Raw genomic sequence first — 24,537 nt, 5'->3', positions numbered from 1 at the left:
TATTTAGCTTACTGCTTTGCTGAGTAATAGCGTATACCGCTGTCGGCTCGGCTGGCTTTTACGTCGTACATCTTGCCATCAGCTTCGCAAATCAGGCTTTCCAAGCGATCGTCATCGCCTTGACTGACGCTCATGCCAATGCTGACGTCAACGCTGACCAGCTCACCACAAGGCAGTTTGATGGGCTTGCGTATGGCGGCATTGAGGCGTTGGCGAATATCATTGAGGACGGTGACATCGTCGATGCCTTCAATCAATAAAATGAACTCGTCCCCGCCAAAACGGGCGCAGCGGTCATGTGCGCGCGCCAGGTGTTCGATACGCCTGGCAACTTGTTGAAGCACAAAGTCACCGGCTTCATGGCCGAATTGATCGTTAATTGGCTTGAAACGGTCCAGGTCGAGCATGAACAGCGCCACTGGTTGCCCTATGTGCTGACTGCGCTGGAGAGCTTTTGCGGCGCAGTCAGCAAGGCCTTTACGGTTCAAAAGCCCGGTTAACATGTCGCGAGTGGCGAGGTACTCAAGCGCTTTTGTGCGGTCGGCAACTTTTTGTTCCAGTACGGCTTCCTGCCGTTTCAGCGTCATCAGCATTTCGTTCTGAGCGCGTTCTTTTTGGCGCTTCAGCTTGTTGAAGCGGGCGGCCAGCGCAAACGATAACAAGAGCATTTCCAACGCCGAGCCAATCTGAACGCCGTGCAAGGTAATAAAATTGGCTGGCAAAATGCCTAAATTGCGCAGTGCGAACACGCAGGCGCCCACCAGAAACAATGACCACGCCAGGACAAATATCCGCGCGCTAGGCACGCGTTGCGTGACGCAGTAAATCCCGCATATCAGTATCGTCAGCGCGGCCATGAATCCGGTCACGTCCATCAACCGCAGGGCCGGTTGAATAGGTAACAACACGGTCGCTATGAGCGCAAGCAAGCAGTAGACGCGGAAATAGCTCAAAAAGCGGTGCCAGCGGGGCGTAAATTCTTTCGTTTCAAGAAAGCTTTGGGCAAAAAACGTACCCATGGCAGAAGCGAAGATGAAGCCGATAGCGACCAACCGTGACGTGTTTGCGCCCAGGGCGCTCCAGAACATCAGGGTGCCGATACCATTGAAGGTTAAAATCGCGATGGTAAAGCACAGTGTAAACAGCGAGTAATATAAAAATACGCGCTCTTTGAGCCCAAAAAATAGCAACAGGTTATAAAGTCCAAGGCCCAGCAGGATGCCGAAATAGGTCGCGAGCCAAAAATTATGCCGATCATTCTGCTGGTAGAACGCCTGCTCAGAGAGCAGGTTATATTTCAGCATCTTGCTGCCCGCCGCATTGACCCTGGTGTATAGGGTCACCGTTTCTCCCGGTGCCAGATTTAACGGAAACACCGCCTGACGATGGGCAAGTTCTCGCTGCTCCCTGGGAACGGCGCTGCCGCTTATTTTTTGTTCATTAAAATGCTCGCGCATTACATGCAGTGTGACGCGATCCAAAAAGGGATATTCAAACTCAACGATCCAATGCTGGGAATGTGCCGTTGGATTCTCGACCTGGGTGCGCAGCCATATCTCGTTGGGTGTATAGCCAAAATTCAAGTCGCTTTTGTGCTGGGCCTGAGTGAACGATGGGTCGCGCTCAATCAGTTCGTTAAGCGTAAGAGGCTCATCGCTTTGCCAGAACTGGGTGTGGTCGGTAAGCGAATAGCGAGACTGGTCAACAGAGGTCGTCAGCGAGGCAAAAGCAGGTTGCCAGCAGGCTACCCAGCCCAACAACAGCAAAAGTAAGCCCACACAAACTTTGCGGTGTAAAAAACACACATGCATAGGAGGTCGCTTTGGTTATGTTTTTCTGACCCCGTGCTGTTGTCCCTTACCGCTGCTGCCGATGCCGGGGTATTTTCTTTGGTTATCGCCAAACTTCTGTGTGGCGTTTATACGATGTTGTGAATCCAGGAATACAAATACAAAGGAAGCTTAAGATACTCTGGCAGTTGCGTCGTTTTGATGACATGCATTGCGTCAACGATAATTCAGCCTTTCACGGTTGGACGGCCGACTTTTGATGGGCTAACGCAAGTGTAGAAGGATTTTGCCATGGCATAGGAAAGATTGATGATCTAGGTCAAGGCGACTTGCGAAAGCCGATCGGTGAGCCGCTGAACCAGGGTGCCGCTATGCCGCCAGTAATGCCAGTGGAGGGAGACGCTGAGCGTTTGTCCTGGCGCAATGCTGACCAACTGGCCGCTGTCGATCAGTGCATGGGTCTGTAATTGGGGCATCATGCCGTAGCCAATGCCGGCTGCTGCCAAGCGAATAAACCCCTCCGACGATGGGCATAGGTGGTAGGGGAAGCGGCCATGGTAGCCGCATTGGGCGAGAAACTGGTGCTGCAACTGATCATGGGGGCCGAAGACGATGGCCGGCGCCTGTTGAAACGCTTCATCCTTGGGCCCATCCGGGAAGTGTCGCGCCACATAGGCGGGTGAGGCGAGCGGATGGTAGTGCATTTCGCCCAGCGCCAAGCTGCGTGCTCCGGCAATCGGCTGCGGTGTTGCGCACAGGCAGGCCGCGACATCGCCATCGCGCAAGCGCTTCAGGCCGACGTCCTGATCTTCGATAACAAGATCCAGCAAAAGCCCTTCGGCCTGGCAGATGTCGGCAATTGCCTCGGCCCACCAGGTCACGACGCTATCCGCGTTAATCGCAATGCGCAGTCGGGGAGCGGGGTCGTCCAGCGTGGGTAGCGAGCCGCGTAAATCGCGCTCGAGCAACTGGACCTGCTGGTAATGCGTTAACAGCCGCTGGCCGGCTGGGGTCGGCGCCAAGTGTGGGTGGCGGACCAACACGGGCTGCCCTAAACGCACCTCGAGGGCTTTCAAGCGTTGGGAAACGGCCGACTGCGATAGCCCCAGCACGTCGCCTGCGCGTTCAAACCCGCCACACTCCACTACGGTTGCCAGGGCATGTAGCAGTTTGTAATCGAGCATAGTGGTGTTCCCAGGGCTGCAGAAAATGACGTAAGGCAAACAATGACGATTATACCCAGTCATACTCGCTATAGAGCGTTAAATGGGATTGAATCCCATGAGCTAATGGATTACATTTTGTTTTGACGCGTAACAACTAACCCTAGCACTTTATTTTAGACGTTTCTGTAATGTCTTAACCTAAAAGGATACTGTCATGCCCGCCATCATGCTCCGTCGCCCTCTTGCCGGCATCGTTGCGCTTAGCGCGCTGATGCCTTTTGCCTTATTTTCTGCCAACACCGCTGCTGACGATACCGTTAGCGCCGATGCCGTGGTGACCCACTACGCCGACCTGGCGCATGCCAATTACGCCGATGCGCTCAACGCCGCCGAGGTGTTGAACGAGCGTATCGACGAATTGCTGGCCAACCCCACCGCCGAGACCCTGGAGGCCGCCAAAAACGCCTGGCTGCAAGCGCGTATTCCTTATCAGCAGAGCGAAGTGTTTCGCTTCGGCAATGCCGTGGTGGACGATTGGGAAGGGCAGCTAAACGCCTGGCCCCTTGATGAGGGCATGATCGATTACGTCGAGGGCGATGACTACCAGCACGAGTTGGGTAACGAAGGCGCCACCGCTAATATCATTGCCAACGAGCAAATTAATGTGGGGGGCGAAAGCCTGGACGTTAGCGAGATCACCCCGGAATTGCTCGCCGACCTGAATGAAATCGGCGGCTCGGAAGCCAACGTTGCCAGCGGCTACCATGCCATCGAGTTTCTGCTCTGGGGTCAGGACCTGAATGGCTTTGAGGCAGGCAACGGTGAGCGTCCGGTGAGTGACTATCAAACCGGTGATGACTGCACCCACGGTCACTGCGATCGCCGCCGCAGCTATCTTGACGCGGTATCCGACCTGTTAGTCGATGATCTTGAGTGGATGGTGGCCCAATGGGCGCCGGAAACAGAAGGTAACTATCGCCAGGAACTGCTGGCGGAGAGCGATCAGGAAGGCCTGCGCCGCATGCTGTTCGGCATGGGCTCGCTGTCTCTGGGCGAGCTGGCCGGTGAGCGCTTGAAGGTCGCGCTTGAAGCCAACTCGTTTGAGGATGAGCATGACTGCTTCAGCGACAATACCCACAATTCTCACTACTACAATGGTCAGGGTATCGAGAATATCTACACCGGGACCTATCAGCGCCTTGACGGCAGCGTGGTGGAGGGGCCGTCACTGGAGGACTTGCTAGCCCAGGAAGATAGTGAGCTTGCCGATACCCTGCGCCAGCAGCTCGACGCCACGATGGCGCGCCTTGATGCGATCAAGCAGGCGGCAGAAGCCGAGAGTTCGCCAATGGCCTTCGATATGATGATCGCACCGGGCAACGAGCAAGGCAGCGAACTGATCAATGAGGCGATTCTCACTCTCGTTGCTCAAACGGGGTCCATCGAACAGGCGGCTGGCGAGTTGGGCGTCACTTCCTTGCAGCCGGATGACGCTGGTCACCAGTTCTAGGACCGACTGGCGTTGCAATGTGAGCCGCCGGCAGCATCGCTGTCGTGCGGCTTTTGCTTTCCTGAAAAGCGAATAGGCACAGAAGGTAGAGCGTGATGAGTCACTGTAGGCGTATTGTCTATCCCCGCCGTTATATTCGAGCTGGCTTTTTCCTGATGCTGCTGGCCGCGCCGCTATATGCCAGTGAGTCACCGCCCATTCAAAAGACGCCCATGAGCGGCGGCGATGGGTCGGTGGAGCAGTTCGATCACAACGCCTACTCGCTGCCACTGGGTAATATGTCGATGACCAAACGGCTGGATTTCAGCGTCGGCAATAGCTTCTTCCGCAACCCCTGGGTGGCCGCCCCTGCCAGCACCGAGGCCCGCGACGGCTTGGGCCCGCTATTCAATACCAATAGCTGTCAGGGCTGTCATATAAAAGATGGCCGGGGACATCCTCCGACGGGCGATGAAAACCCTATCGCGCTTTTTCTGCGTCTCTCGCTGCCTTCCAACCAAGCGGATCCGGCTACGTTAGAACAGCGCGGCGCGCTTCCCGTGCCCAACTACGGCCTGCAGCTACAAACGGCGGCGATTAGCGGAGCCGAACCGGAGGCCAAAATGCTGATCGAGTATCGCCCTCGGGAGGTGACGTTTGCCGATGGCACTAGCGTTACCCTGCAGGAGCCGCTTTACTCAATTGCCGAGCCCGCCTACGGCGAGTTGCCCAAGGATCTGCAGACCTCGCCGCGGCTGGCGCCGCCGATGATTGGTCTGGGGCTGCTGGAGGCGATTCCCGAAGCCGATCTGCTGGCCGCCGCCGACCCTGACGACGCCGATGGCGACGGCATTTCCGGTCGCGCCAATCAGGTCTGGGATCTGCGTACGGGCAACACCGTTACCGGTCGTTTCGGCTGGAAAGCCGGCGAGCCCAGCATTGAGCAGCAGGGCCTGCATGCCTTTGCTGGCGATATGGGGCTGACCTCCAGCCTGGTACCGCAAACCGACTGCACCCAGCGCCAGGGCTGCGATGAGTTTCCTGATGGTGGAACACCTGAGGTCAGCGATGACGTAGCCGACTTCGTGACCTTCTACGCTTCCAGCCTGGCGGTGCCCATGCGACGCAACATGGATGACCCGGCGGTGAAGCAGGGCGCCGAGCACTTTAATGCCCTGGGCTGTGCCAGTTGCCATACGCCCCAGCGTACCGCGGCGGATGCCGCACGCCCGGCGTTGGCGGATCAGATAATATGGCCCTATAGCGACCTGTTGTTACATGACATGGGCGATGCTCTGGCCGACCATCGCAGCGAGTTTAAGGCGGATGGCCGCGAATGGCGCACGCCGCCGCTGTGGGGGATTGGCTTGGCCCAAACGGTCAATCCACGGGCGGGTTTTCTTCACGACGGCCGTGCTCGCACCCTGGAAGAAGCGATTCTCTGGCACGGTGGCGAAGCGGAAGCGGCCACCCAGGGCTATCGTGATTTACCTGAAGATCAGCGCGCTGAGCTCATTCGGTTTCTTGAATCGCTGTAAGTGCAGTTGCAACCCTTGAGGGTTGCTGAATTTTTAGTAAGGAGTTTATGCGATGGCTGCGTTTCGACGGTTGGGTTTGCTGGCCTGTGCGTTTTTGGCCGCACCGCTTTCTTTTGCTACGGAGAACACCACACCGCGGGATATCTGGCATGGCGCGGTGGAGATGCAGTATGCCGAGCTGAGCGCCGCCTCCGAGCGGCTGGAGACCAGCGCCACGCGCTTTTGCCAGGGCCCCGACGAGGCACTCAGGCAGCGGCTGGAAAATGACTGGCTGAGCGCCTATCAGGCCTGGCAGGCGGTGCGCTTTATCCAGTTTGGCCCGGTTGAGCAGAACAGCCGGGGCTGGCAACTGCAGTTCTGGCCGGATCGCAAGAACCTGGTAGGCCGCAAGGTGAACGGCTGGCTGAAAGCTCCCGACGCGCCGGATGCCGAGGCGATTGCCGGTGACAGCGTGGCGATCCAGGGCTTTCCCGCCCTGGAGTACCTGCTGTATGACGATGCCATGGACCAGCAGGCCCTTAGCGAGCCTAATGCCTGTGCACTCATGCAGGCCATCACGACGCATATCGCCGATACCACCAGTGCGCTGCAGCGCGACTGGCAGGCCTTTGGCGAGCACTATCTTGATACCTCTGACGATACCCAGCACTATACCGAAGCCACCCTGGCCAGCGCTATCCAGGCCCTCGAACTGCTTGAGGATAAACGCCTTGGCGAGCCCATGGGCCTCAAAGGCGCCCCCGCCAACGGCTATCTGGCCGAAGCCTGGCGTAGTGGGCAGACGGTTCGTTTAGTAGAGAGCAGCCTGGAGGGGCTGCGTACCGGCTTCCTGCCCGGCCTCACGGCACTGCTTCGCGAGGCCGACGCGCTGCCCCTCGCTGAGGCGTTTCGTGATCAGTTGGACAAGACGCTCGCCCAGGCCAGCGAGCTACCACCGGGCCTTGTGCCTGCCCTGGACGACGAAGCGGCGTTTCGCGGTCTGCAGTCGCTTTACATCAATATCAGCCAACTGCGCCATTTGCTGGGTAACGAGATCGCAGGCGAGCTTGGCCTGGTACGCGGCTTTAATTCCAGCGACGGGGATTAAGCCATGCAGCGACGCCAGATACTCAAGGTGGGCCTGGGCAGCGTGGCCATGGCGCTGACGCCGCTGAGCTGGGCGCTGCCCGCACGCGAGGAGGTGGACTGGCTATTTAGCGCGGTGGATGATCCCAGCCGCGGGCATTTTATCGCCGGTGTGGCACTGGATGGTCAGACCCGCTTTATGATCGAGGTGCCCGAGCGCTGCCACGGCGGTTGTTTGCGGCCGGATTCACGCCAAGCGGTATTGTTTGCCCGCCGCCCCGGCACGCGGCTGCACGTGATCGACGGCGAAAGCCGCCAACTCGCCCACACCATCGCCGCCGGAGAGGGCTATCACTTCTACGGCCATGGCGTGTTCGACTTGAGTGGGCGCCACCTGTATGTCACCGCCAACCGCCTGGAGGATAGCGCCGGGCTCGTACGGGTTTACGATGCTGCCAACGACTACGCCCATGTGCGCGACATGCCGCTGGAGGGTATTGGCCCCCATGAGCTTCGGCTGATGCCGGATGGTGACACCCTGGTGATTGGCTTGGGCGGCATTCAGACCCACCCCGACTACGGCCGGGTAAAGCTCAATCTGGACACCATGGCCCCGGCGCTGGTGTTGATCGATCGCCATAGCGGCGAAATTCTGGCCCGTCACGCGCCTTCGCATCACCAGCTAAGCTGCCGTCATCTGGACGTGGCAGCGGACGGTACGGTGATTGCCGGGTACCAGTTCGAAGGCCCCGAATGGGAATCACATCCACTGATTTGCCGCCTGGATGCCGCCGGGGACTTTTCAGAGCTGGCGCTGCCCGATGAGGTCACCGCCAGCCTTCACCACTACATTGCTAGCGTCGCGTTTAGCCGTGTCTCGGCAAATGTCCTGATAACCGCACCCCGCGGCAATCGAGTACTGCTGCTGGATGCTGAACAAGGCCGTCTGAACGCCAACCTGGAATTACCCGACGCCGCCGGTGCCCGCTGCGATGGTAACGGCGGCTTTCTGGTTTCTTCCGGCCAGGGCGGGCTCTATCGTGTAATGCCTGACACTGCAGCGCCCGAGCTGCTCGCCAGCCTGGAGCTCCGTTGGGATAACCATCTGACCTGATTAGCGCTGGTGTAAATAGCGCACGCCTTGCATGGCGATAGTCGAGAGCACGAAAAATCCAGCGGCCAGGGTGACAATGGTGGGGCCTGTCGGGGTGTCGAAGAGATAGGCCGCTTTAAGCCCCGAGGTGACGGCCAATGACGCAATGCCAGCGGCTACCAGGGCCATCATTTCAGGGGTTCGACAGAAAGGCCGTGCCGTTGCGGCGGGGATAATCAGCAAGGCGGCAATCAGTAAGGCACCGACAACCTTGAGCGCCACGGCCACGACCATGGCAAGAGACAGCGTGAGAACCAACTGCTCCCGGCGTGGCTGAATGCCGCTGGCGTGGGCGAGTTCATCGCTGAGTGTGGCGGTCAGCAGCGCTGACCAGCGCCAGCCGAGTAGCGCCAATACCATTAGCGTCCCGCCCCCAATGACCCACAAGTCGTCTTTGCCCACGGCCAGAATATCGCCGAATAAATAGGCGTTGAGATCGACACGCACGCCTGAGATAAACGAAACGGCGACCAAGCCAATCGCCAGAGCCGAGTGCGCCATGACCCCAAGCAGGGTATCCATGGCATAGCCACGCCCGCTGAGCAACGTTACGCAGGCGGCCATGGTCAGGGCAATTATCAAGACGCCCGCAAAAATGGACAGATCAAGCAATAACGCCAGCGCAACGCCAAGAATGGCGGCGTGAGACGTCGCATCGCCGAAGTAAGCCATGCGCCGCCAGACCACAAAGCAGCCGAGCGGCGCGGCGGCAAGCGCGACGAAGAGGCCCGCCAAGGTGGCGCGCCACATAAAATCATCCAACATGGGCGGCCTCCTCATGGTGGTGGTGATACAGGGCCAACATTTGCGCTGTTTGCTCACCAAATAGCGCCTGATAGGGGGGCGAGCAGGCAACCCGCTCGGGCTTGCCTTCGCAGCAGATATGGCCGTTCAAACACAGCACATGATCAGCGGTACGCATCACCACATGCAGGTCATGGCTAACCATCAATACCCCACAGCGATAGGTCTGGCGTACTTCTTCGATTTTTTTGTAGAAGTCAGCGACGCCACGATGATCAAGCCCTTGTGTGGCCTCGTCGAGAATCAAGATATCGGGTTTGGTGATCAGGGCGCGAGCCAACAGCACGCGTTGCAACTGCCCGCCAGATAACTGGCTCATCGCCGCATTATGTAACCCTTCAACCCCGGCATTCGCCAGCGCCTGCTGTACATCGCCCCGGGGGTAGCGGTGGGGAAGGTTAATAAAGCGCGAGACGGTGATGGGTAACGTTGGGTCCAGGTGCAGCCGCTGGGGCACATAGCCGATAGTCAGGCCTGCGTCGATTTCCACCTTGCCTGACGTTGGCTTGATGGCGCCGACGAGTGTTTTAACCAGCGTGGATTTTCCCGACCCGTTGGGGCCAATCAGCGTGACGATTTCTTCACGATGCAGCGCCAGGTGGATGTCTTCAAGAATCGGTTTCCCGCCGATGCGCACGTTGAGCTGCCGCGCACTCAGCAAAAGGGGAGCGTTACGAATTAAAGATGGGGGCATCAGCAGTAAACTCTAGCGTACTTATTTATTGTTATGTTATATCATATTTAAAAAGAGACGCCTAGCGCTGAGCGTCACCAAAATAGCTCGGCGAAATGACGATTATTCACACGTTAGTGATATGAGGAGAAAGCAATGAAATATGGTTTTGCACGTTACACGCTGCCGCTGTTGGCGAGCCTTCCCCTGACAGCCCTGGCGGATGTCCCTCGCGTGGCGGTGGATATTCCACCGGTGCATTCGCTGGTGGCCAAGGTCATGGGCGATCGCGGATCGCCTGAGCTTTTCATCCAGCCCGGTGCATCGCCCCATGGCTACTCGCTGCGGCCCTCGGAAGCAGAAACGTTGGATAATGCCGATTTAGTCGTATGGGTAAGCAACGATCTAACGCCATGGCTATCAGGTCCGGTGGATAATCTGGCCGGCGATGCCAGCCATCTGGAGTTGATGCGCGTATCCGACATCAATACCTTTGCCTATCGCGAAGGTGCGACGTTCGATGTCGCTGACCACGACCACGACCACGACCACGACCACGACCACGACCACGACCACGACCACGACCACGACCACGACCACGACCACGACCACGACCACGACCATGATCATGCCCATCATCACGACGGACAAGACCCGCACGGTTGGATGGACCCCGACAACGCGCGGCGTTGGCTCGACGCCATTGCCCAGCAGCTTGGTGAGCTGGACCCCGAAAACGCAGATTATTACCGTGACAACGCGGCGAAAGGTCGGCAAGCACTTGAGTCGCTTGAGCAAGACATCGAAGAGCGCTTAGCCAACAGCGAGAGCACTCGCTTTATCGTATTTCACGATGCCTATCAGTACTTTGAAAACGCCTTCGATCTGAAAGCGGCGGGCGCTATTTCTATTGGCGATGCCTCCTCACCCAGCCCAGCTCGCATCGAGGCTATTCAAACGCTGGTCAACGAAGAGGGCATTCACTGCGTCTTCAGCGAACCGCAGTTCAACCCGCAAATTGTCAATGCAGTCTTTGGCGATACCGATACTTATATCGGCGTCATGGACCCCCTGGGCGTTGACCTAACCCCAGGCCCTGAGCTTTACGAGGCGCTGCTTAACCAGATGGCGGATGAAATTCAGAATTGCACAAACGCCATGTGAATGACGTGAAAGGCTGTCGCGTTACTGCGCGACGGCGATATTGTGCTCTCCGTTCGGGTGCTTCATTACCTGCATGGGGAGCCCATAAATCGCTTCCAGCGTGCTATCGCACATCATGTCATTTGGGGAGCCGCAGGCCAGTAAACGGCCGCTGTGCAACGCCATCAGCTCATCGCAGTAGCGTGAGGCCATGTTGATATCGTGCAGCACGATAATCACCCCGAGATTGAGCTCATCGCACAGCTTGCGAATCAGCGCCAACACTTCGATCTGGTGGGCGATATCCAGCGCTGCAAGTGGCTCATCCAGCAGTAGAAAGCGGCTGCCTTGCGCCAGCAGCATGGCGAGCCAGACTCGCTGGCGCTCGCCGCCGGAAAGCGTATCGACCAGGCGGTCGGCGAAGTCCTCGGTGTGGGTGAGGGCAATGGCGCGGTCAATGGCGTCCTTGTCTTTTTGGGTGTGGCGCCCAAGAAGGCCGTGCCAAGGGTAGCGGCCAAAGGCCACCAGCTCGCGCCCGGTAAGGCTCTCAGCGCTGGGCAGATGTTGAGGCAGGTACGCGACTTGGCGGGCGAACTCGCGGTTACCCCAGTCGCTTAGCGGGCGCTGGTCGAAGTGAATCTCACCTTGGCTGGTGGGCTGCTGCTGGGCCATCAATTTAATCAAGGTCGACTTGCCTGAGCCGTTGTGGCCAATCAGGCCGTAGATCTTGCCTTCCCGAAACGAATGCTCAATGGGCGTTAATATCGGCTTGCCATTGATTTCAAAGGTGGCGCCTTTAACCTCGAACATGACCCACTCCTGGCCTTGAGTTGACAATAATGATTCTATTCTAGTGCTAATAGTTCTCATTTTTAACAAAAAAATGAAAAGAATGACACCGAATAGGTCGTATTCAGCGTGGAGGCCAGGCCGGGAAGCAAAGAAGAAAGTGTCGACTAGACAGCTGTCAGTCGGTTATCAGCAAGAGCGCAAGCATGCCAACAGCTGACCATGGCGTTCCGGGTGTGCCGCCATTACGCTATTCCACTGGGCCGGATTGGGCTCGCCAGTGAGATCCGTGACGGTACAGCCCGCTTCTCGGGCAATCACAATGCCAGCGGCGATATCCCAAAATTCAAGTGCCGCGCCCTGGGACCAAAAGGCATCGAACCGGCCCAGACTGATGTATGCGATCTCAAGCGCTGCTGAGCCGGGGCTGCGGATGCCAGCTACTTGGGGCATCAGTACGGCGAGTTGGTCCAGGGCTTTGGTGCAGTCTCCTTTGGCATGGTAGGGCAGGCAAGTGCTCACCAGCATCTCGGTCATTGGGCGAGGAGAGGGCGTGGTGAGCTTTCGATCATTGAGAAAAGCCCCCATGCCCTGGTCCGCCCAGAGCATTTCATCAAGCAGCGGTTGATAGACAACGCCCATGACGAGCTCATTACCTTTGGTGACCGCGATCGAAACCGAGAAGTGGGGCACTCCGTGCAGGAAGTTATTGGTGCCATCCAGCGGGTCAATCACTACGGTATAGTCGCTATCGGTACTGGGCGTCAGGCCGCTTTCCTCGCCAAGGAAAGCGATATCAGGAAAAGCGCTGCTGATACAGTCGATAATGATGTTCTCGGCCGTTGTATCGTAGTAAGTCACGAAATCAGACGCGCCCTTTTGCTCAAAGGAAATCCGTCCTTTTTGCAAATACCCCTCGCGCAATAACGTGCCAGCTTCATAGGCGGCTTGCTTCACCGTTTCGAGTAGGTCATTGCTATCAAGCATCGTTATTCCCCTGAGAAGAACGGCTGATGCGCCTTGCTGGGCGCATGGTTGTTTCACTATAACCCGCTATCCATGACGCGCCGATGACAGACACCTGTCTCGGTTTGATTCAGATTGGTCTCACCGATTGACTTACTGTTGTTTAACGCAAATAATAACTATTGCTATTTATGCCGTGGTGTTAATCAAGGCAGGAGGCCAAACCGTGGATACCCAGTCGTGGAATGCTGAGTTAGAGGATATCTTCGTTAATCAGCGACCCCGGCTCTGCTGTGTCGCCGCAAGCGTATTGGGCAATGCTGATCAAGCCGATGATGTTGTACAGGATGCCTATCTTAAAATTTCAGAAGCAACCACGCTTTTTGAGGTAAAGCAGCCCATATCCTACGTGTCACGTGTGGTGCGCAACCTCGCCATTGACCGCTGTCGCCGTTCCGCGTTTGAGTCTGCGTTGTTTGCAAAAGAAGAGGAGGGGGATAATACCTCTTACGCCTCGCATTCGCCTGAGGTGATTGCCATTGATCGCCAGGCCTTGGCCCAGGTGGTTGAAGCGTTGGATGAGCTACCTGAGCGGACGCGCCGCGCCTTTGAACTCTACCGTTCAGGAAGCCATACTCAGCGAGAAGTGGCCCAACAATTAGAGGTTTCCACCACGTCGGTTAACTTTATGATCCGCGATGCGCTTACCCATTGTCGCCGGTCGTTGCAAGGGCGGTAAGCCCACTTTTGTTGTGCCTCCTTTGTTGTCGCTTTGTTACACTGTCATCTGATGCTTGTAGCGTCGAAAAGCCCAGACGCTTCCCCAGGCAGGTATTGAGCAGATAGCAGTCGCGAGGTTTGACAGTAACGATGGATAACAACAGCGGCGATGACGCCGTTTGGCAAACAGCGCTAGACTGGTTGATGCGCGAACATGAGCAGACGTTGAGCGACGCTGATCGCGAAGCGCTGCGTGCGTGGTTAGCGGCTTCTTCCCAGCACCGCCAAGTGTTTCATGAAGCAGAACAGATTTGGCTGCTAACGGGGATGATTCCCCGCAGTGATGAGCGTGACTTATAAATCGCTGCTTCTACCCACTCCGTTTTTGCTCCCCTCTGGTTTTCTTCCTTGATGATTTAACGGCTTTCATGCTTTGAGCGTTAGAGCTGTGCACCCCCTCCCTTCGTTCGCATTTATTCTATTTTTTCCTTCCCGGTATTAAATTTTCAGGTTCCTTACTCGTCATTAAGTAATGAGAAGCAATTGCGTTTTATTTCTCATTCCTTAGGCAACAGTGAGGTTCGACCCATGACAAGCTGCTTTGATCGTGAAGATGGTGTTTTCCGCGTACTCGTTAACCGCGAAGAGCAGTACTCCCTATGGCCAGAGTGGAAGGTGATCCCTGCCGGTTGGACGGATACCGGCGTACTTGGCGATAAGCCAACCTGTTTAGCCTACGTCGAAAAGACCTGGACCGATATGCGGCCACTTTCGCTGCGTCAGTGGATGGATGAGCAAGCCAGTGCCGAGGCGGAGCAGGTGAATGCAGGTTAAGCGCTTAAGGCTGCTCTGCCTGCCTTGCGCCGGGGCCAGCGCCACCATGTATCTGCGCTGGAAGCGCCAGTTGCCCGGCTGGGTCGAGGTATATCCCGTCGAATTGCCTGGGCGTGGCGAACGCCTGGGTGAGTCGCTGATCGACGACTTCGAGACCCAGGTAGTGCGGCTGTGCGAAGAGCAGGCAACGCGGATGCGTGGCGACTTTGCCCTGTTCGGCCACAGTATGGGGGCGCTGTTGGCCTATGGCATGGCGGCTCGCCTGCGCGATGTAGGGCGTCCTCAGCCACGGATGCTATTCGCCTCAGGAAGCGCGGCGCCCTCAATGCGTGATCCGCAGCGTTTGGCAGGCCTTGATAACGATCGGGCACTGATCGCGGATCTGCGCCAACAGGGCGGCACCCCTGAGGAAGTGTTTGAAAACCCTGAGTTATTGCGACTCACCCTGGATGTGTTGTCAGCTGATTACCGGCTCTGCCGCAGTTTTCGCTATCGCGGTGGGTCAACGTTTGCTTATCCCTTAAAGGTACTCGCTGGGCGCGATGACGATATCGAAAGAGATCGCCTGGAAGCATGGCAACGGGAAGCAGGCGGGGCATTCTCATTAGATTGGTTCGAAGGCGGCCACTTCTTTATTCGCCAGCAGCAGGCGCAAGTGCTGGAGACCATAGAGCGGGCGCTGGCCCGGCGGCTAGAGGAGGTGCCTCATGCAGCGCCTGCGGTTAGCTGACGGGGTGCCCGAAGGGCTTGAGGTCTGGTGTCTGACGCTCGATCTGAGCGCCCCGATAGCCGATGGCGATTATCGGCTGTTGAGCCCGGGCGAGTGGCAGCGCGCCCAGCGGCTCCGCCATCACGCTGATGTCGTGCGCGCCGTGGCAACGCGGGCTGCCCTGCGGCGGTTGCTATCCGCGCACACCGGTATAGCACCAGAAAGGCTGGTGTTCACCCGGAACGCTTACGGCAAACCAGAGTTGGAAGGCATTGATGGGCCTGTCTTCAATGTCTCCCATTCCGGTGATGCCGCCCTGATCGCGCTCGCTCCCGGCGGCGCGGTGGGAGTCGATATTGAGCGTCGCCGACCCGAGGCCGAACTGGCGCCGCTTTACGGGCTGGTGCTATCGCCGAGCGAGCAGTGTGATCAGATTAGCGGCGTCGAGCTTCCCTTCATGGAGCGCTGGGTGATTAAAGAAGCGGTGCTCAAAACCCTGGGCTTAGGGATCGCTGACCACCTGCAAGCGCTCTCGGTTAGCCCATCTTCAGTGCCGCCCACTATCTACCGCCTTGAGCACTCGCTTCCCGTTTTATCACCTTTACAAGCATGGCCGCTGCCCGCGCCGAGTGGCTATGCCGCTGCCCTGGGCTATGCCCAGAGCGAACGCTACTCAACGACTTTTTAGGAGATCAATAATGGACAGCCAAAGCACAGCACCAACGCAACAAGCCAACACCGTACCTGAACGTCAGGGGCCAGCTGATTCAGAGCTGCCCATTATGATTTCTCCCACCTACCCGGGGCAGCCGCTGCTGGAAGCCTTCGGCGATTTGCGCGCGGATATTGAGTCATTAGTGACCAGAGTGGGCGGCGTGCTGCTAAGAGGTTTCGATGTTCCCGCCGTTGACGATTTTCAGCAGTTTGCCGCTGCGTTTGGTCATCCGCTGCTGAGTTACGAGTTCGCTTCCACGCCACGCTCAGCGGTTTCGTCAGGTATTTATACCTCCACCGAATATCCCGCTCACCAACATATCCCCCTCCACAACGAGCAGGCCTATACCCGCGAGTGGCCGATGAAAATCTGGTTCCACTGCGTCACCGCTTCACCCGAGGGCGGTGAAACCCCCATTGCCGATAGCCGCGCCATTTATCGCCGTATGCCAGCAGAGATTCGCGAGCGCTTTGCCCCCGGCATTCTCTACGTACGCAACTACGGCGATTTCGATATGCCTTGGCAGCAGGTGTTTAACACCGAAGATCGCAGCGAAGTGGAGGCATTCTGCCAACGCGCGGGGATTCGCTGTGAGTGGAAACCCGATGGTGACCTGCGTACTACCCAGCTATGCCAAAGCATCGAAACTCACCCTGTGACTGGTGAACGGGTGTGGTTTAACCAGGGGCACCTTTTCCATGTCTCCAACCTGCAGCCCGAAGTGCGTGAATCGCTAGAAGAGCTACTCGATCCCGAAGATATGCCGCGCAACGTCTTCTTTGCCGATGGCAGCCCCATTGACGATGCCATCTTCGATGAGATCCGCGGCGTACTGGCCGAAGAAACGGTGATGTTCCCCTGGCAAGCGGGCGATGTGTTGATGCTCGACAACATGCTGGTCGCCCATGCGCGCACGCCGTTTAAAGGACCGCGCAAAGTCGTCGTCGCCATGGCGGAAGGCCACGGCAACCTCTCCAACGACTGAACATAACGCCTTATCCCACGGCCAGGAGCTCCAGCAGGTACGCATATGAATATTAGGCACGCTCAGACAGCTTTCAGTAACCCATCTTGCAACGACGCAAACCACAACGACGTTTTTAGAAGCTATGTCGAGCATTTAAGTCGTTTGGCCCGGGAAAGGCCCAGCGACAGGGCGCTGACGGTGGTGAACGCTCAAGGCGAAATCACCCTCGATTACGCCACCCTGGAGCGGCGTTCGCGTGCCCTGGCCAGCGAGCTCCAGCAGCGGTTCCCGGCTGGGGAGCGTGCCTTGATTCTGCTGGATAACGACGAGCACTACGTGGTGGCATTCTTTGCCTGCCTGTATGCCGGGGTGATTGCCGTGCCGGTCTTTCCGCCGGAATCAGCCAAACAGCAGCATCTGGCACGTTTATTTGCTATCGCCACTGACTCCCAGGCCGTTTGTGTGCTCACCTCTTCGACGATTATTGAGCTGGTCGCCTCGGCGGGAAAGGACTTCGGTAGCGCTGAATTGATCCCCGTGGATGCGGTGGACGAGGCCCACGCTGACCATTGGGTCGAGCATTGCCCAAAGCCGGGTGATATCGCCTTTTTGCAATACACCTCAGGCTCCACGGCCGCGCCCAAAGGCGTTATGGTCAGCCATGGCAACCTGATGGCCAACGAGCGTGCTATCGAGACAGGCTTCTCGATTGGTGCCGACGATGTTTTCGTTAGTTGGCTACCGCTTTACCACGATATGGGGCTGATCGGCGGTCTACTGCAGCCCATCTATCGCGGTATTCCCGCGGTATTGATGAGTCCCACTTACTTTCTGCAGCGGCCCGTACGCTGGCTGGAAGCGATTTCCCGCCACCAGGGCACCATCAGCGGCGGCCCCGATTTCGCCTATCGGCTGTGCCTAGAACGACTTCGCGACGAGCAGATTGAGACACTCGATTTATCAAGCTGGCGGGTCGCGTTCTCTGGCGCCGAGCCGGTACGCCACGCAACCCTCACAGGCTTTATTGAGCGCTTTCGCCCGGCGGGCTTCGCCGCTGACACCGCAGCCCCCTGCTATGGCTTGGCTGAAGCCACACTATTGGTCAGCTGTAATTCACGCGGCACAGGCGTGGTGGGGACGCCTTTTTCGCAACAGTCGCTGGCCGAGGGGAAGGCCGCTTCAGCGGTTGAAGGCAACACGCTGGTGGGCTGCGGCACCCCGGAACCAGGCCATGCAATCGACATTGTTGATCCAGAGGGGCTTCACTCCCTGCCCGAAGGCGACGTCGGCGAGATCTGGGTCAATGGGCCCAGCGTGGCACATGGTTACTGGCAAAACCCCGAAGCCACGGCCAAAACCTTTGTTACCCGGGATGGCGTTAGCTGGCAGCGTACCGATGCTAGTGATAGCGATGCACAAGGCCACGACGCCCGCTGGCTGCGCACCGGCGATCTAGGCTTTTTACACCAAGGGCAGCTGTATATCGCCGGGCGTATTAAAGACCTGATCATTCTGCGCGGGCATAACGTCTACCCCCAGGACATCGAGAGCGCTATCGAGGCGGAAGTGGAAGCGGTGCGTAAGGGGCGCGTGGCGGCCTTTGCCGTGACCACCCTCGAAGGCGCCGAGGGGATAGGCGTGGCGGCAGAAGTCTCCCGCGGTATGCAGAAGCTGGTGCCCGCTGAGAAGTTGATCGAGGCACTCAGTGAGGCGGTAGGAGCCGCCTGCCATGAGCCGCTTTCTGCCGCACTACTACTCCACCCCGGCGGCCTTCCCAAGACTTCCAGCGGCAAGTTACAGCGCAGTGCCTGCCGCCAAGGCTGGGAGGCGGGCAGCCTGGATGCCTACGCCATTCACGCCTTTGGGCATTTTGTCAGCGGTGGCGACGATGACGCCAGTGATCGAGAGGCATCGCAATCTAGCACAACAGCTGGGAGCGAAACGGAGCAGACGTTAGCGACGCTCTGGCGCCAAGTGCTGGTCGATGACGACACGCAGAGTAAGCCGCTAAGCAGGGATGCTCATTTCTTTGCATGCGGTGGTAATTCTCTGGCGGCGGTGCAGTTGGCGTCACGCATTAGCAATCATTGGGTGATTGATTTCCCGACGAGAGCCGTCATGGAAAAGCCGCGTTTTCGTGATGTGGTTGATGAAGTAGAACGCCGGTTAGCGATGACTTCGGCCTCCCATCAGGGAGCTATCCAGAACCCACTGATACCGATTCCCCGCCATGCGGAACTACCTTTAGCACCTGTCCAGCGTCGGCTCTGGTTAGTTGATCGCTTGGCGAGTCAGGCGGGTGATTGTGAGCGAGCCGCCTACAACCTTCCTGCGCTGTTTTCTCTGAAAGGGGAATTGAATATAGAGGTTCTGGAACGAACCGTTAATACCATCGTTGCGCGGCATGAAGCATTGCGTACCCACTACCCCGAAAGTGAGCGTGGCGATCCCATCGCGGTTATCGAAGATCAGCTAAACATCGAACTGCCTGTTTTGGATTGCAGCGATCTTTCAGAGCAGGAACAGCAGCGATATCTGCAAGATACCTTCGCCGAGTTTGCGAACTCACCATTTGATCTTGCCACTGGCCCTTTAATAAAGGCGGGCTTGCTGCATTTTGGCACACAAGAGCATGTCTTGGTGCTGACTATTCACCACATTGTGTTCGACGGTTGGTCAACGAGCGTTTTCATTCGGGAATTTGCCACTTTGTATGGGGAATTACTGGAAGGGAAGGAATCCGAGTTACCCGAGCTGGGTATTCAGTACGTGGACTATGCCGCTTGGCATGAGAGAGCACTTTCGGGAGCAGCCTTTGAGCAAAGCGCAACCTTCTGGCGTCGCTATCTAAGCGATGCTCCTCCGCTCTCATCACTACCAGCGGACTTCGCCAGGCCCAGCCAAGTATCGCACGCCGGTAGTGCCCTGCGCTTGGCACTGAGTTCCGATCTATCACAAGCGTTGAACAAGCTTGCCGCACAGCGTGGCACCACGCTATTTACGCTTCTATTGGCGAGTTTTCAGCTGTTGATGCACCGCCAGACCCGTCAACAAGACCTAGTGGTGGGAACTGATGTCGCGGGCCGTAGCCATCCTGATGTTGAGCCGCTAATTGGCTTTTTCGTCAATGTCATCCCGCTACGATCTCACTTGGCTGATGGCCAGATTGATTTCGGCCACTGGCTCGAGCTCGTACAGACCAGCGTACTGGATGCCTTCGATCATCAAAATGTTCCCTTCGACAGAATTGTCGAGCTTTCGGGCATTAGCCGTGAGCGGGATCGTTCTCCGCTGATACAAACCCTATTCGTACTACAAAACACGCCAACCGAGCGGTTCTCAATTCCGGGCCTTGAGGTGGAGGTAATGCCTCAGCCCAGGCAGGAGTCGAAGTTCGATATGGCGGTATTCGTTGATGAAAGTGATACCGGGTTATCAGTCGAGTGGGTTTATGCCACGGCCCTGTATCGACGCGAAACCATCGAGCACTTGACCGGTGCCTGGCAATCGCTACTAGCGCAGATCGTGGAAGCTCCCAGCACGCTAGTCGAGGAGTTTCGCTTACCCCAAATGGAGAAACACGCTATGCAAAACAAGCTTTCAAAAGGTTCCAAACTCAACAAGCTTGGCAGCCTGAAATCCCAGTCGGGTGCGCGCCCCTCGACCAACAGTGACTCACCGATACGAACGGCGCTGCTCGACGAAAAAAGAGTCTTTCCTCTCGTGATAGAAGCGACGGACGCTGACCTTGATGCGGTGGCGTGGGCAACGTCCCAGCGTGACTTCATCGAGGAACACTTACGCACGCACGCGGGCATCCTGTTCCGTAACTTTGGTTTGACCACACCACAAGAGTTTGAAGCCTTTGCAGAGGCTATCCAGCCTGGCCTTTACGGCAATTATGGTGATTTGCCCAAGAAAGAAGGGGGGCGCAATACCTACCGTTCAACCCCCTATCCCGAGCGCCAGATGATTCTCTATCACAACGAAAGTTCGCATTTGGAGCGCTGGCCGCGCAAGCAACTGTTCTTCTGCGAATTCCCCTCTCCAGTGGGAGGTGCCACCCCGATCGTTGACTGCCGCGAGATGTTGCGCCAACTGCCCGCCGATGTGGTGGAGGAGTTCGAACGCAAAGGGCTGCTTTATGTACGTACCTTCACCCGCAACCTGGACGTGAGCTGGCGAGACTTTTTCAAAACCGATAGCAAGGAAGAGGTTGAGGCGCGGCTCAAAGGAGCAGGAATCGAGTGGCAGTGGTTGGGTGATGATGAGCTGCAGACACGCACGCGCTGCCCAGCAGTGGTCACCCATCCCGTGACTGGTGACCGGGTGTTCTTCAATCAGGTGCAACTCCACCACGTTAGTTGCCTTGAGCCTGATGTGAAAGAAGACCTGCTTGGCATGGTGGGCCAGGAGCGCCTACCGAGAAATGTCTATTTCGGCGACGGCTCCGTGATTAGCGACGAGATGATGAAGGTTGTCGGTGAGGCCTACGAAGCCTGCGCGGTGCGCTTCGACTGGCGCCGGGGCGATGTGGTGATGGTCGACAACATGTTAGCGGCCCATGCCCGGGATCCCTACGAGGGGCCCCGCAAGATTGTGGTAGCGATGGGAGACATCTATGAGCGTTCGACGCTGGAAGAGGCCCAAGGGGCAAGTGCCGATGCCGAGTTGGTCGATCAATGAAATCACTGGGTTTGGGAGTCTATAAATGAATGCGATAACGGAACAGCAGAGCCTTGCCCATTGGCCGCTTAGCCCTGAACAGCGCGCAGTGTTGATGGCAGCGGAAGCTGATGAAGGTGATACCCAGCAGGCAGCATCGGCGCAGGCGAATGTCATGGTGGTCGATATACAAGGGGCACTTGATAGCTCGCGGCTGGAGCGCGCACTGAGCGACCTTGGGCAAAAGCATGAAGCCCTATCAACGGCTTTGAAAAGCGTGGCGGGGTATCGCGGGCTGCGGCACCAAGCGCTTGAAAACCTTCCTGCTGTCGAGTGGTGGCATGAGGACTTACGCGGCAGCGATGACGAGGAGGCACTGCTCAACGATGTTCGTGACTATAGCGAAGCACTAAAGCACCGGCCCATGGCTATCGAGAGTGGCGAGCTGGTGCGTCTAGAGCTCCTGCGAACTGGCGAAACAACCTGGGTATTAGTACTGGCTGTTTCGGTGTTGGTGGCGGATCGCGGCAGTCTGCAGTCGTTATTCTCAGCGTTGGTGGATGCTTACGGTCAGAGCGGGGGAGCCGATGATGAGTCGGCGCTACAGTATTCCCAGTTTATCGAATGGCGCGCTTCTCTTGAAAACGACGATGACGCAGAAGAGGGCCGTGAGTATTGGCAAAGGCATCAGCAGCATGCCGAGCAGGCAGGAGTATGCCGCTTACCTGCCAGGCAAGTTAACCGTCATGATGTGCGGGCAGCGCATGAGTATGTGGCCTGTCACCTCGAATCAAGTTTAGTGACGCGTATCGACAGCCTGGCAGACGAGCTTCAAGTATCCGCAGAGGCAGTGCTGCAGGCAGCTTGGTGGGCGTTACTCGCCAGAATTAGCGGCAATGAGAGTGTGATAGGCGGTTGGCAGCACGACTGCCGCCAGGATTACGAGGTGATGCAAGGGGCGGTCGGGCTCTTCGACAAGGTGCTGCCGGTGCTGGTTGAAGGCGTTGCTGATCGCGACTTCTCTAGCTGGATTGCCCATTTATCAGGGCAGTTAGAGGCGCATACCCAAGCCCAAGAGTATTGGTCAATTGATGCGCTGCCTGATAAGCGCCACCTCGCAGTGGGGTTTGCATTTTCAGAAGGAGTGAGTGAGTTAGATACGTCGGGTTTGCAGTGGCGCTTGCGAGAATTGCCAGGGCCATCGGCAGAATTTGAACTTGCCTTGCACATTGGCCGCAGTGAGAGCGGCGCAGTGGCAACGCTCTACGCTGACCCATCATGCTATAGCCGCGAGGCGGCCGAGTGTCTGCTGGATCAGTTCCAGACGTTGCTTCAGGCGGGCATAGCCGACCCCGCGCAAAAGCTATTTTCAGTGCCACTTATTTCCCTTGAGCAACAGCAGGGATTACTGTCGATTGAAGACAATGTGTTCGACCTGGGCGAGCGTAGCGTAGCCACCCATATCACCACATGGGCGGAATCGACGCCGGATGCCATTGCCATTGAGGAGCAGGGCCGCACGCTGAGCTACGCCCAATTAGAAACCCGCATTAATGGTATCGCGGGGTGGTTGGATAGTCAGGGCGTCAAACATGGAGATTACGTAGCGCTCAACCTGCCTCGTTCCACCGATTTGGTCGTGCTGCTACTGGCAGTATGGCGTGTAGGTGCCGCCTACCTGCCGCTCGATCCAGAGTGGCCCGTAGAGCGTAAGCGGCGTGTGCTTGAGGATGCCCAGCCTGCGCTAGTAGTGAGCACTGAATATGGCGAGGCGGAACTCGCAGCACTGGCCTTTCCCGGTATCCGCAGTGTGGGGCTGCCAAGAGAAGTGGAAGGGGCGGGTAGTAGCGCATTGCCGTTTCCAGAGCCTGACCTCAGCGATGTGGCTTACCTTCTCTATACTTCTGGCTCCACCGGTACGCCCAAAGGTGTGGTAATTGAGCATGGTCAACTGCTCAATTACGTAGCCGGTGCCACAAAGGCTATGGGGCTATCGGCATGCCAGCGCTGGGCATTGACCGGGTCGCTGGCCACTGACTTGGGCAATACGGCGCTGTTCGGCGCCTTGTTCAATGGTGCCCGCCTGGTGATCGCCGCACCTGACGATATGCAGGATGGCGACCACTTTGCGCGCTTTATGTCAGCGACTAATATCGATGCGCTCAAGATAGTGCCGTCTCATCTGGAGGCCCTGCTGGAGTGCGAAGCTCCCAAGTTGCCGAAAACGCTGATTTTAGGCGGCGAGGCGGCTTCTCCTGCCTTGCTTTCGAGCATCGCGCGGATATCCCCCGAGTGCCAGCTATACAATCACTATGGCCCCACAGAAGCCACGGTGGGCGTGATGGTGCACCCGGTGACGCTTTCGCAAGATATTACAGGTCCTCTGCCGCTAACCCGATTACTGCCGAACTGCCGCTATCGAGTGCTTGACGAAAACTTGCACGCAACCCCCACCGGCGCCGTGGGAGAGCTGTATCTGGGCGGTGCCCAACTGGCGCGCGGGTATCTCAATAGCGATGCTTCCGCGTTTGTCGAAGATCCCTTTATTGTCGGTGAACGGCTCTATCGCACCGGCGATCTGGCGTGCGTGCTACCCGAGGGTGGCATGCGCCTTATTGGGCGAACTGACGATCAGATCAAGCTGCGCGGCTTTCGTGTTGAACCAGCGGAAATCGAAAGCGTGTTGCAAGCACAGCCAGGAGTTAAGCAGAGCCTGGTTCGCCTGATGGGCAGTGGCGGTGATAACCAGGAACTCTTAGCGTTCCTGATCGCTGACGCCGAGGTAACGTCCGTTGAGGGCCTGGCCCAACTGCGCGAGCAACTGACTGTACTGCTGCCTGAGCCCATGCGTCCTTCTCGTTTTATCCCTGTTGAGCATTTCCCCCGCCTAGGTAACGGCAAGGTTGACACCTCCACGCTGGAAACCTTGGCCCAAAAAACCGCGGAAAGAAAAACCATGGTGAAGCCCCGGGATGCCGTGGAAGCCACCCTGTGCCAAGCCATGGCTGAGCTGCTTGGTCGCGATGAAATAGGCATTGATGACGATTTCTTCGAACTGGGTGGGCACTCACTGTTGGTGATCAAACTGGTGGCCCGCATTCGCAAACAGTTCGGGATCGAGATAGCCCCCGGCGTGGTATTCGATCATTCCACTGTCGCCGAGCTGGGTGCCGCTCTAAGCGAGAGGGATGCCGAGATCAGCACGAGCGGGCTAGCCGAGCTTGATAGCAACTGAGTAGTCAAGCTTGCCTAGTAACATCATTTGTAACGCGGACAGGAAGAGGATGTAGTGATGACGGAAGTGTCTCATTCACAAGACGTAGCAGCACAAGGTAATGACAGGGAAAGGCA

19 protein-coding genes are annotated in these 24,537 nt (G+C 57.4%); 13 read left to right on the top strand and 6 right to left on the bottom strand.

All coding sequences use genetic code 11. From position 1 onward, the window contains the following. Positions 1-8: 8 nt before the first annotated feature. Positions 9-1,811, bottom strand: a complete 1,803-nt coding sequence (locus HXW73_RS13060) for a sensor domain-containing diguanylate cyclase (protein WP_186253510.1) — start codon at positions 1,809-1,811, stop codon at positions 9-11. Positions 1,812-2,104: 293 nt separating this feature from the next. Continuing rightward, positions 2,105-2,974, bottom strand: coding sequence for a LysR family transcriptional regulator ArgP (locus HXW73_RS13055; protein WP_186253509.1), 870 nt, complete (start codon positions 2,972-2,974; stop codon positions 2,105-2,107). 196 nt (positions 2,975-3,170) lie between these two features. Between HXW73_RS13055 and HXW73_RS13050 the strand changes: the two genes are divergently transcribed. From HXW73_RS13050 to HXW73_RS13035, 4 genes are all read left to right on the top strand, one after another. Further along, positions 3,171-4,466, top strand: a complete 1,296-nt coding sequence (locus HXW73_RS13050; protein ID WP_222105007.1) for an imelysin family protein — start codon at positions 3,171-3,173, stop codon at positions 4,464-4,466. Between the two features lie 95 nt (positions 4,467-4,561). Continuing rightward, positions 4,562-5,983 carry a di-heme oxidoreductase family protein gene (locus HXW73_RS13045; RefSeq protein WP_186253508.1) on the top strand — a complete coding sequence of 474 codons (1,422 nt, stop codon included), beginning with the start codon at positions 4,562-4,564 and terminating at the stop codon, positions 5,981-5,983. Between the two features lie 52 nt (positions 5,984-6,035). Then, the gene (locus tag HXW73_RS13040; RefSeq protein WP_186253507.1) at positions 6,036-7,070 is read left to right on the top strand and encodes an imelysin family protein; all 1,035 of its coding nucleotides are present in this window, start codon (positions 6,036-6,038) and stop codon (positions 7,068-7,070) included. Positions 7,071-7,073: 3 nt separating this feature from the next. Next, a complete protein-coding gene (locus tag HXW73_RS13035; protein WP_186253506.1) occupies positions 7,074-8,162 on the top strand; it encodes a DUF1513 domain-containing protein in 1,089 nt (362 codons plus the stop codon). Here HXW73_RS13035 and HXW73_RS13030 read toward each other — a convergent pair whose 3' ends face one another. Together HXW73_RS13030 and HXW73_RS13025 are read right to left on the bottom strand one after the other, a co-directional pair. Continuing rightward, on the bottom strand, positions 8,163-8,966 hold the full coding sequence (locus HXW73_RS13030) for a metal ABC transporter permease (RefSeq protein WP_186253505.1): 804 nt from the start codon (positions 8,964-8,966) through the stop codon (positions 8,163-8,165). Beyond that, complete coding sequence (locus tag HXW73_RS13025; RefSeq protein WP_186253504.1) at positions 8,956-9,699, bottom strand: metal ABC transporter ATP-binding protein; 744 nt, start codon at positions 9,697-9,699, stop codon at positions 8,956-8,958. Before HXW73_RS13025 ends, HXW73_RS13030 begins: the two co-directional genes overlap by 11 nt. Before the next feature lie 135 nt (positions 9,700-9,834). On the opposite strand from HXW73_RS13025, the gene HXW73_RS13020 reads away from it, so the two are divergent. Next, positions 9,835-10,842 carry a zinc ABC transporter substrate-binding protein gene (locus tag HXW73_RS13020; protein ID WP_186253503.1) on the top strand — a complete coding sequence of 336 codons (1,008 nt, stop codon included), beginning with the start codon at positions 9,835-9,837 and terminating at the stop codon, positions 10,840-10,842. A 21-nt stretch (positions 10,843-10,863) separates the two neighbouring features. Here the strand turns inward: HXW73_RS13020 and HXW73_RS13015 are convergent, their stop codons facing one another. Then, complete coding sequence (locus tag HXW73_RS13015; RefSeq protein ID WP_186253502.1) at positions 10,864-11,631, bottom strand: ABC transporter ATP-binding protein; 768 nt, start codon at positions 11,629-11,631, stop codon at positions 10,864-10,866. A 168-nt stretch (positions 11,632-11,799) separates the two neighbouring features. Continuing rightward, positions 11,800-12,597 carry an inositol monophosphatase family protein gene (locus HXW73_RS13010; protein WP_186253501.1) on the bottom strand — a complete coding sequence of 266 codons (798 nt, stop codon included), beginning with the start codon at positions 12,595-12,597 and terminating at the stop codon, positions 11,800-11,802. 205 nt (positions 12,598-12,802) lie between these two features. On the opposite strand from HXW73_RS13010, the gene HXW73_RS13005 reads away from it, so the two are divergent. The 8 genes from HXW73_RS13005 (at position 12,803) to HXW73_RS12970 (ending at position 24,421) form a co-directional block, all read left to right on the top strand. Then, complete coding sequence (locus HXW73_RS13005; protein WP_240538634.1) at positions 12,803-13,315, top strand: RNA polymerase factor sigma-70; 513 nt, start codon at positions 12,803-12,805, stop codon at positions 13,313-13,315. Positions 13,316-13,446: 131 nt separating this feature from the next. Then, complete coding sequence (locus tag HXW73_RS13000) at positions 13,447-13,656, top strand: FecR/PupR family sigma factor regulator (RefSeq protein ID WP_186253500.1); 210 nt, start codon at positions 13,447-13,449, stop codon at positions 13,654-13,656. 228 nt (positions 13,657-13,884) lie between these two features. Beyond that, the gene (locus tag HXW73_RS12995; protein WP_186253499.1) at positions 13,885-14,130 is read left to right on the top strand and encodes an MbtH family protein; all 246 of its coding nucleotides are present in this window, start codon (positions 13,885-13,887) and stop codon (positions 14,128-14,130) included. Next, complete coding sequence (locus tag HXW73_RS12990; protein ID WP_186253498.1) at positions 14,120-14,860, top strand: thioesterase II family protein; 741 nt, start codon at positions 14,120-14,122, stop codon at positions 14,858-14,860. Before HXW73_RS12995 ends, HXW73_RS12990 begins: the two co-directional genes overlap by 11 nt. After that, positions 14,838-15,527, top strand: coding sequence for a 4'-phosphopantetheinyl transferase family protein (locus HXW73_RS12985; protein WP_186253497.1), 690 nt, complete (start codon positions 14,838-14,840; stop codon positions 15,525-15,527). Before HXW73_RS12990 ends, HXW73_RS12985 begins: the two co-directional genes overlap by 23 nt. Before the next feature lie 10 nt (positions 15,528-15,537). After that, on the top strand, positions 15,538-16,539 hold the full coding sequence (locus HXW73_RS12980; RefSeq protein WP_186253496.1) for a TauD/TfdA family dioxygenase: 1,002 nt from the start codon (positions 15,538-15,540) through the stop codon (positions 16,537-16,539). 180 nt (positions 16,540-16,719) lie between these two features. Continuing rightward, positions 16,720-21,207, top strand: coding sequence for a condensation domain-containing protein (locus tag HXW73_RS12975; protein ID WP_240538633.1), 4,488 nt, complete (start codon positions 16,720-16,722; stop codon positions 21,205-21,207). Between the two features lie 25 nt (positions 21,208-21,232). Beyond that, positions 21,233-24,421 carry a non-ribosomal peptide synthetase gene (locus HXW73_RS12970; RefSeq protein WP_186253494.1) on the top strand — a complete coding sequence of 1,063 codons (3,189 nt, stop codon included), beginning with the start codon at positions 21,233-21,235 and terminating at the stop codon, positions 24,419-24,421. Positions 24,422-24,537 lie beyond the last annotated feature (116 nt).

The organism is Halomonas sp. SH5A2 (assembly GCF_014263395.1).
In the GTDB taxonomy this organism is placed as follows: Bacteria; Pseudomonadota; Gammaproteobacteria; order Pseudomonadales; family Halomonadaceae; genus Vreelandella.
Note: the sequence above shows the minus strand (reverse complement) of the source record. Positions and strands in the feature narration are given on the sequence as shown.

Bases quoted from the DNA above. Each gene is read 5' to 3' on its own strand.
- HXW73_RS13015 (WP_186253502.1), bottom strand. From the start codon at position 11,631: ATGTTCGAGGTTAAAGGCGCCACCTTTGAAATCAATGGCAAGCCGATA.
- HXW73_RS12970 (WP_186253494.1), top strand. From the start codon at position 21,233: ATGAATGCGATAACGGAACAGCAGAGCCTTGCCCATTGGCCGCTTAGC.
- HXW73_RS13060 (WP_186253510.1), bottom strand. From the start codon at position 1,811: ATGCATGTGTGTTTTTTACACCGCAAAGTTTGTGTGGGCTTACTTTTG.
- HXW73_RS13050 (WP_222105007.1), top strand. From the start codon at position 3,171: ATGCCCGCCATCATGCTCCGTCGCCCTCTTGCCGGCATCGTTGCGCTT.
- HXW73_RS13035 (WP_186253506.1), top strand. From the start codon at position 7,074: ATGCAGCGACGCCAGATACTCAAGGTGGGCCTGGGCAGCGTGGCCATG.
- HXW73_RS13000 (WP_186253500.1), top strand. From the start codon at position 13,447: ATGGATAACAACAGCGGCGATGACGCCGTTTGGCAAACAGCGCTAGAC.
- HXW73_RS13040 (WP_186253507.1), top strand. From the start codon at position 6,036: ATGGCTGCGTTTCGACGGTTGGGTTTGCTGGCCTGTGCGTTTTTGGCC.
- HXW73_RS13030 (WP_186253505.1), bottom strand. From the start codon at position 8,966: ATGTTGGATGATTTTATGTGGCGCGCCACCTTGGCGGGCCTCTTCGTC.
- HXW73_RS13025 (WP_186253504.1), bottom strand. From the start codon at position 9,699: ATGCCCCCATCTTTAATTCGTAACGCTCCCCTTTTGCTGAGTGCGCGG.
- HXW73_RS13020 (WP_186253503.1), top strand. From the start codon at position 9,835: ATGAAATATGGTTTTGCACGTTACACGCTGCCGCTGTTGGCGAGCCTT.
- HXW73_RS12990 (WP_186253498.1), top strand. From the start codon at position 14,120: ATGCAGGTTAAGCGCTTAAGGCTGCTCTGCCTGCCTTGCGCCGGGGCC.
- HXW73_RS13010 (WP_186253501.1), bottom strand. From the start codon at position 12,597: ATGCTTGATAGCAATGACCTACTCGAAACGGTGAAGCAAGCCGCCTAT.
- HXW73_RS13055 (WP_186253509.1), bottom strand. From the start codon at position 2,974: ATGCTCGATTACAAACTGCTACATGCCCTGGCAACCGTAGTGGAGTGT.
- HXW73_RS12985 (WP_186253497.1), top strand. From the start codon at position 14,838: ATGCAGCGCCTGCGGTTAGCTGACGGGGTGCCCGAAGGGCTTGAGGTC.
- HXW73_RS12995 (WP_186253499.1), top strand. From the start codon at position 13,885: ATGACAAGCTGCTTTGATCGTGAAGATGGTGTTTTCCGCGTACTCGTT.
- HXW73_RS13045 (WP_186253508.1), top strand. From the start codon at position 4,562: ATGAGTCACTGTAGGCGTATTGTCTATCCCCGCCGTTATATTCGAGCT.
- HXW73_RS12980 (WP_186253496.1), top strand. From the start codon at position 15,538: ATGGACAGCCAAAGCACAGCACCAACGCAACAAGCCAACACCGTACCT.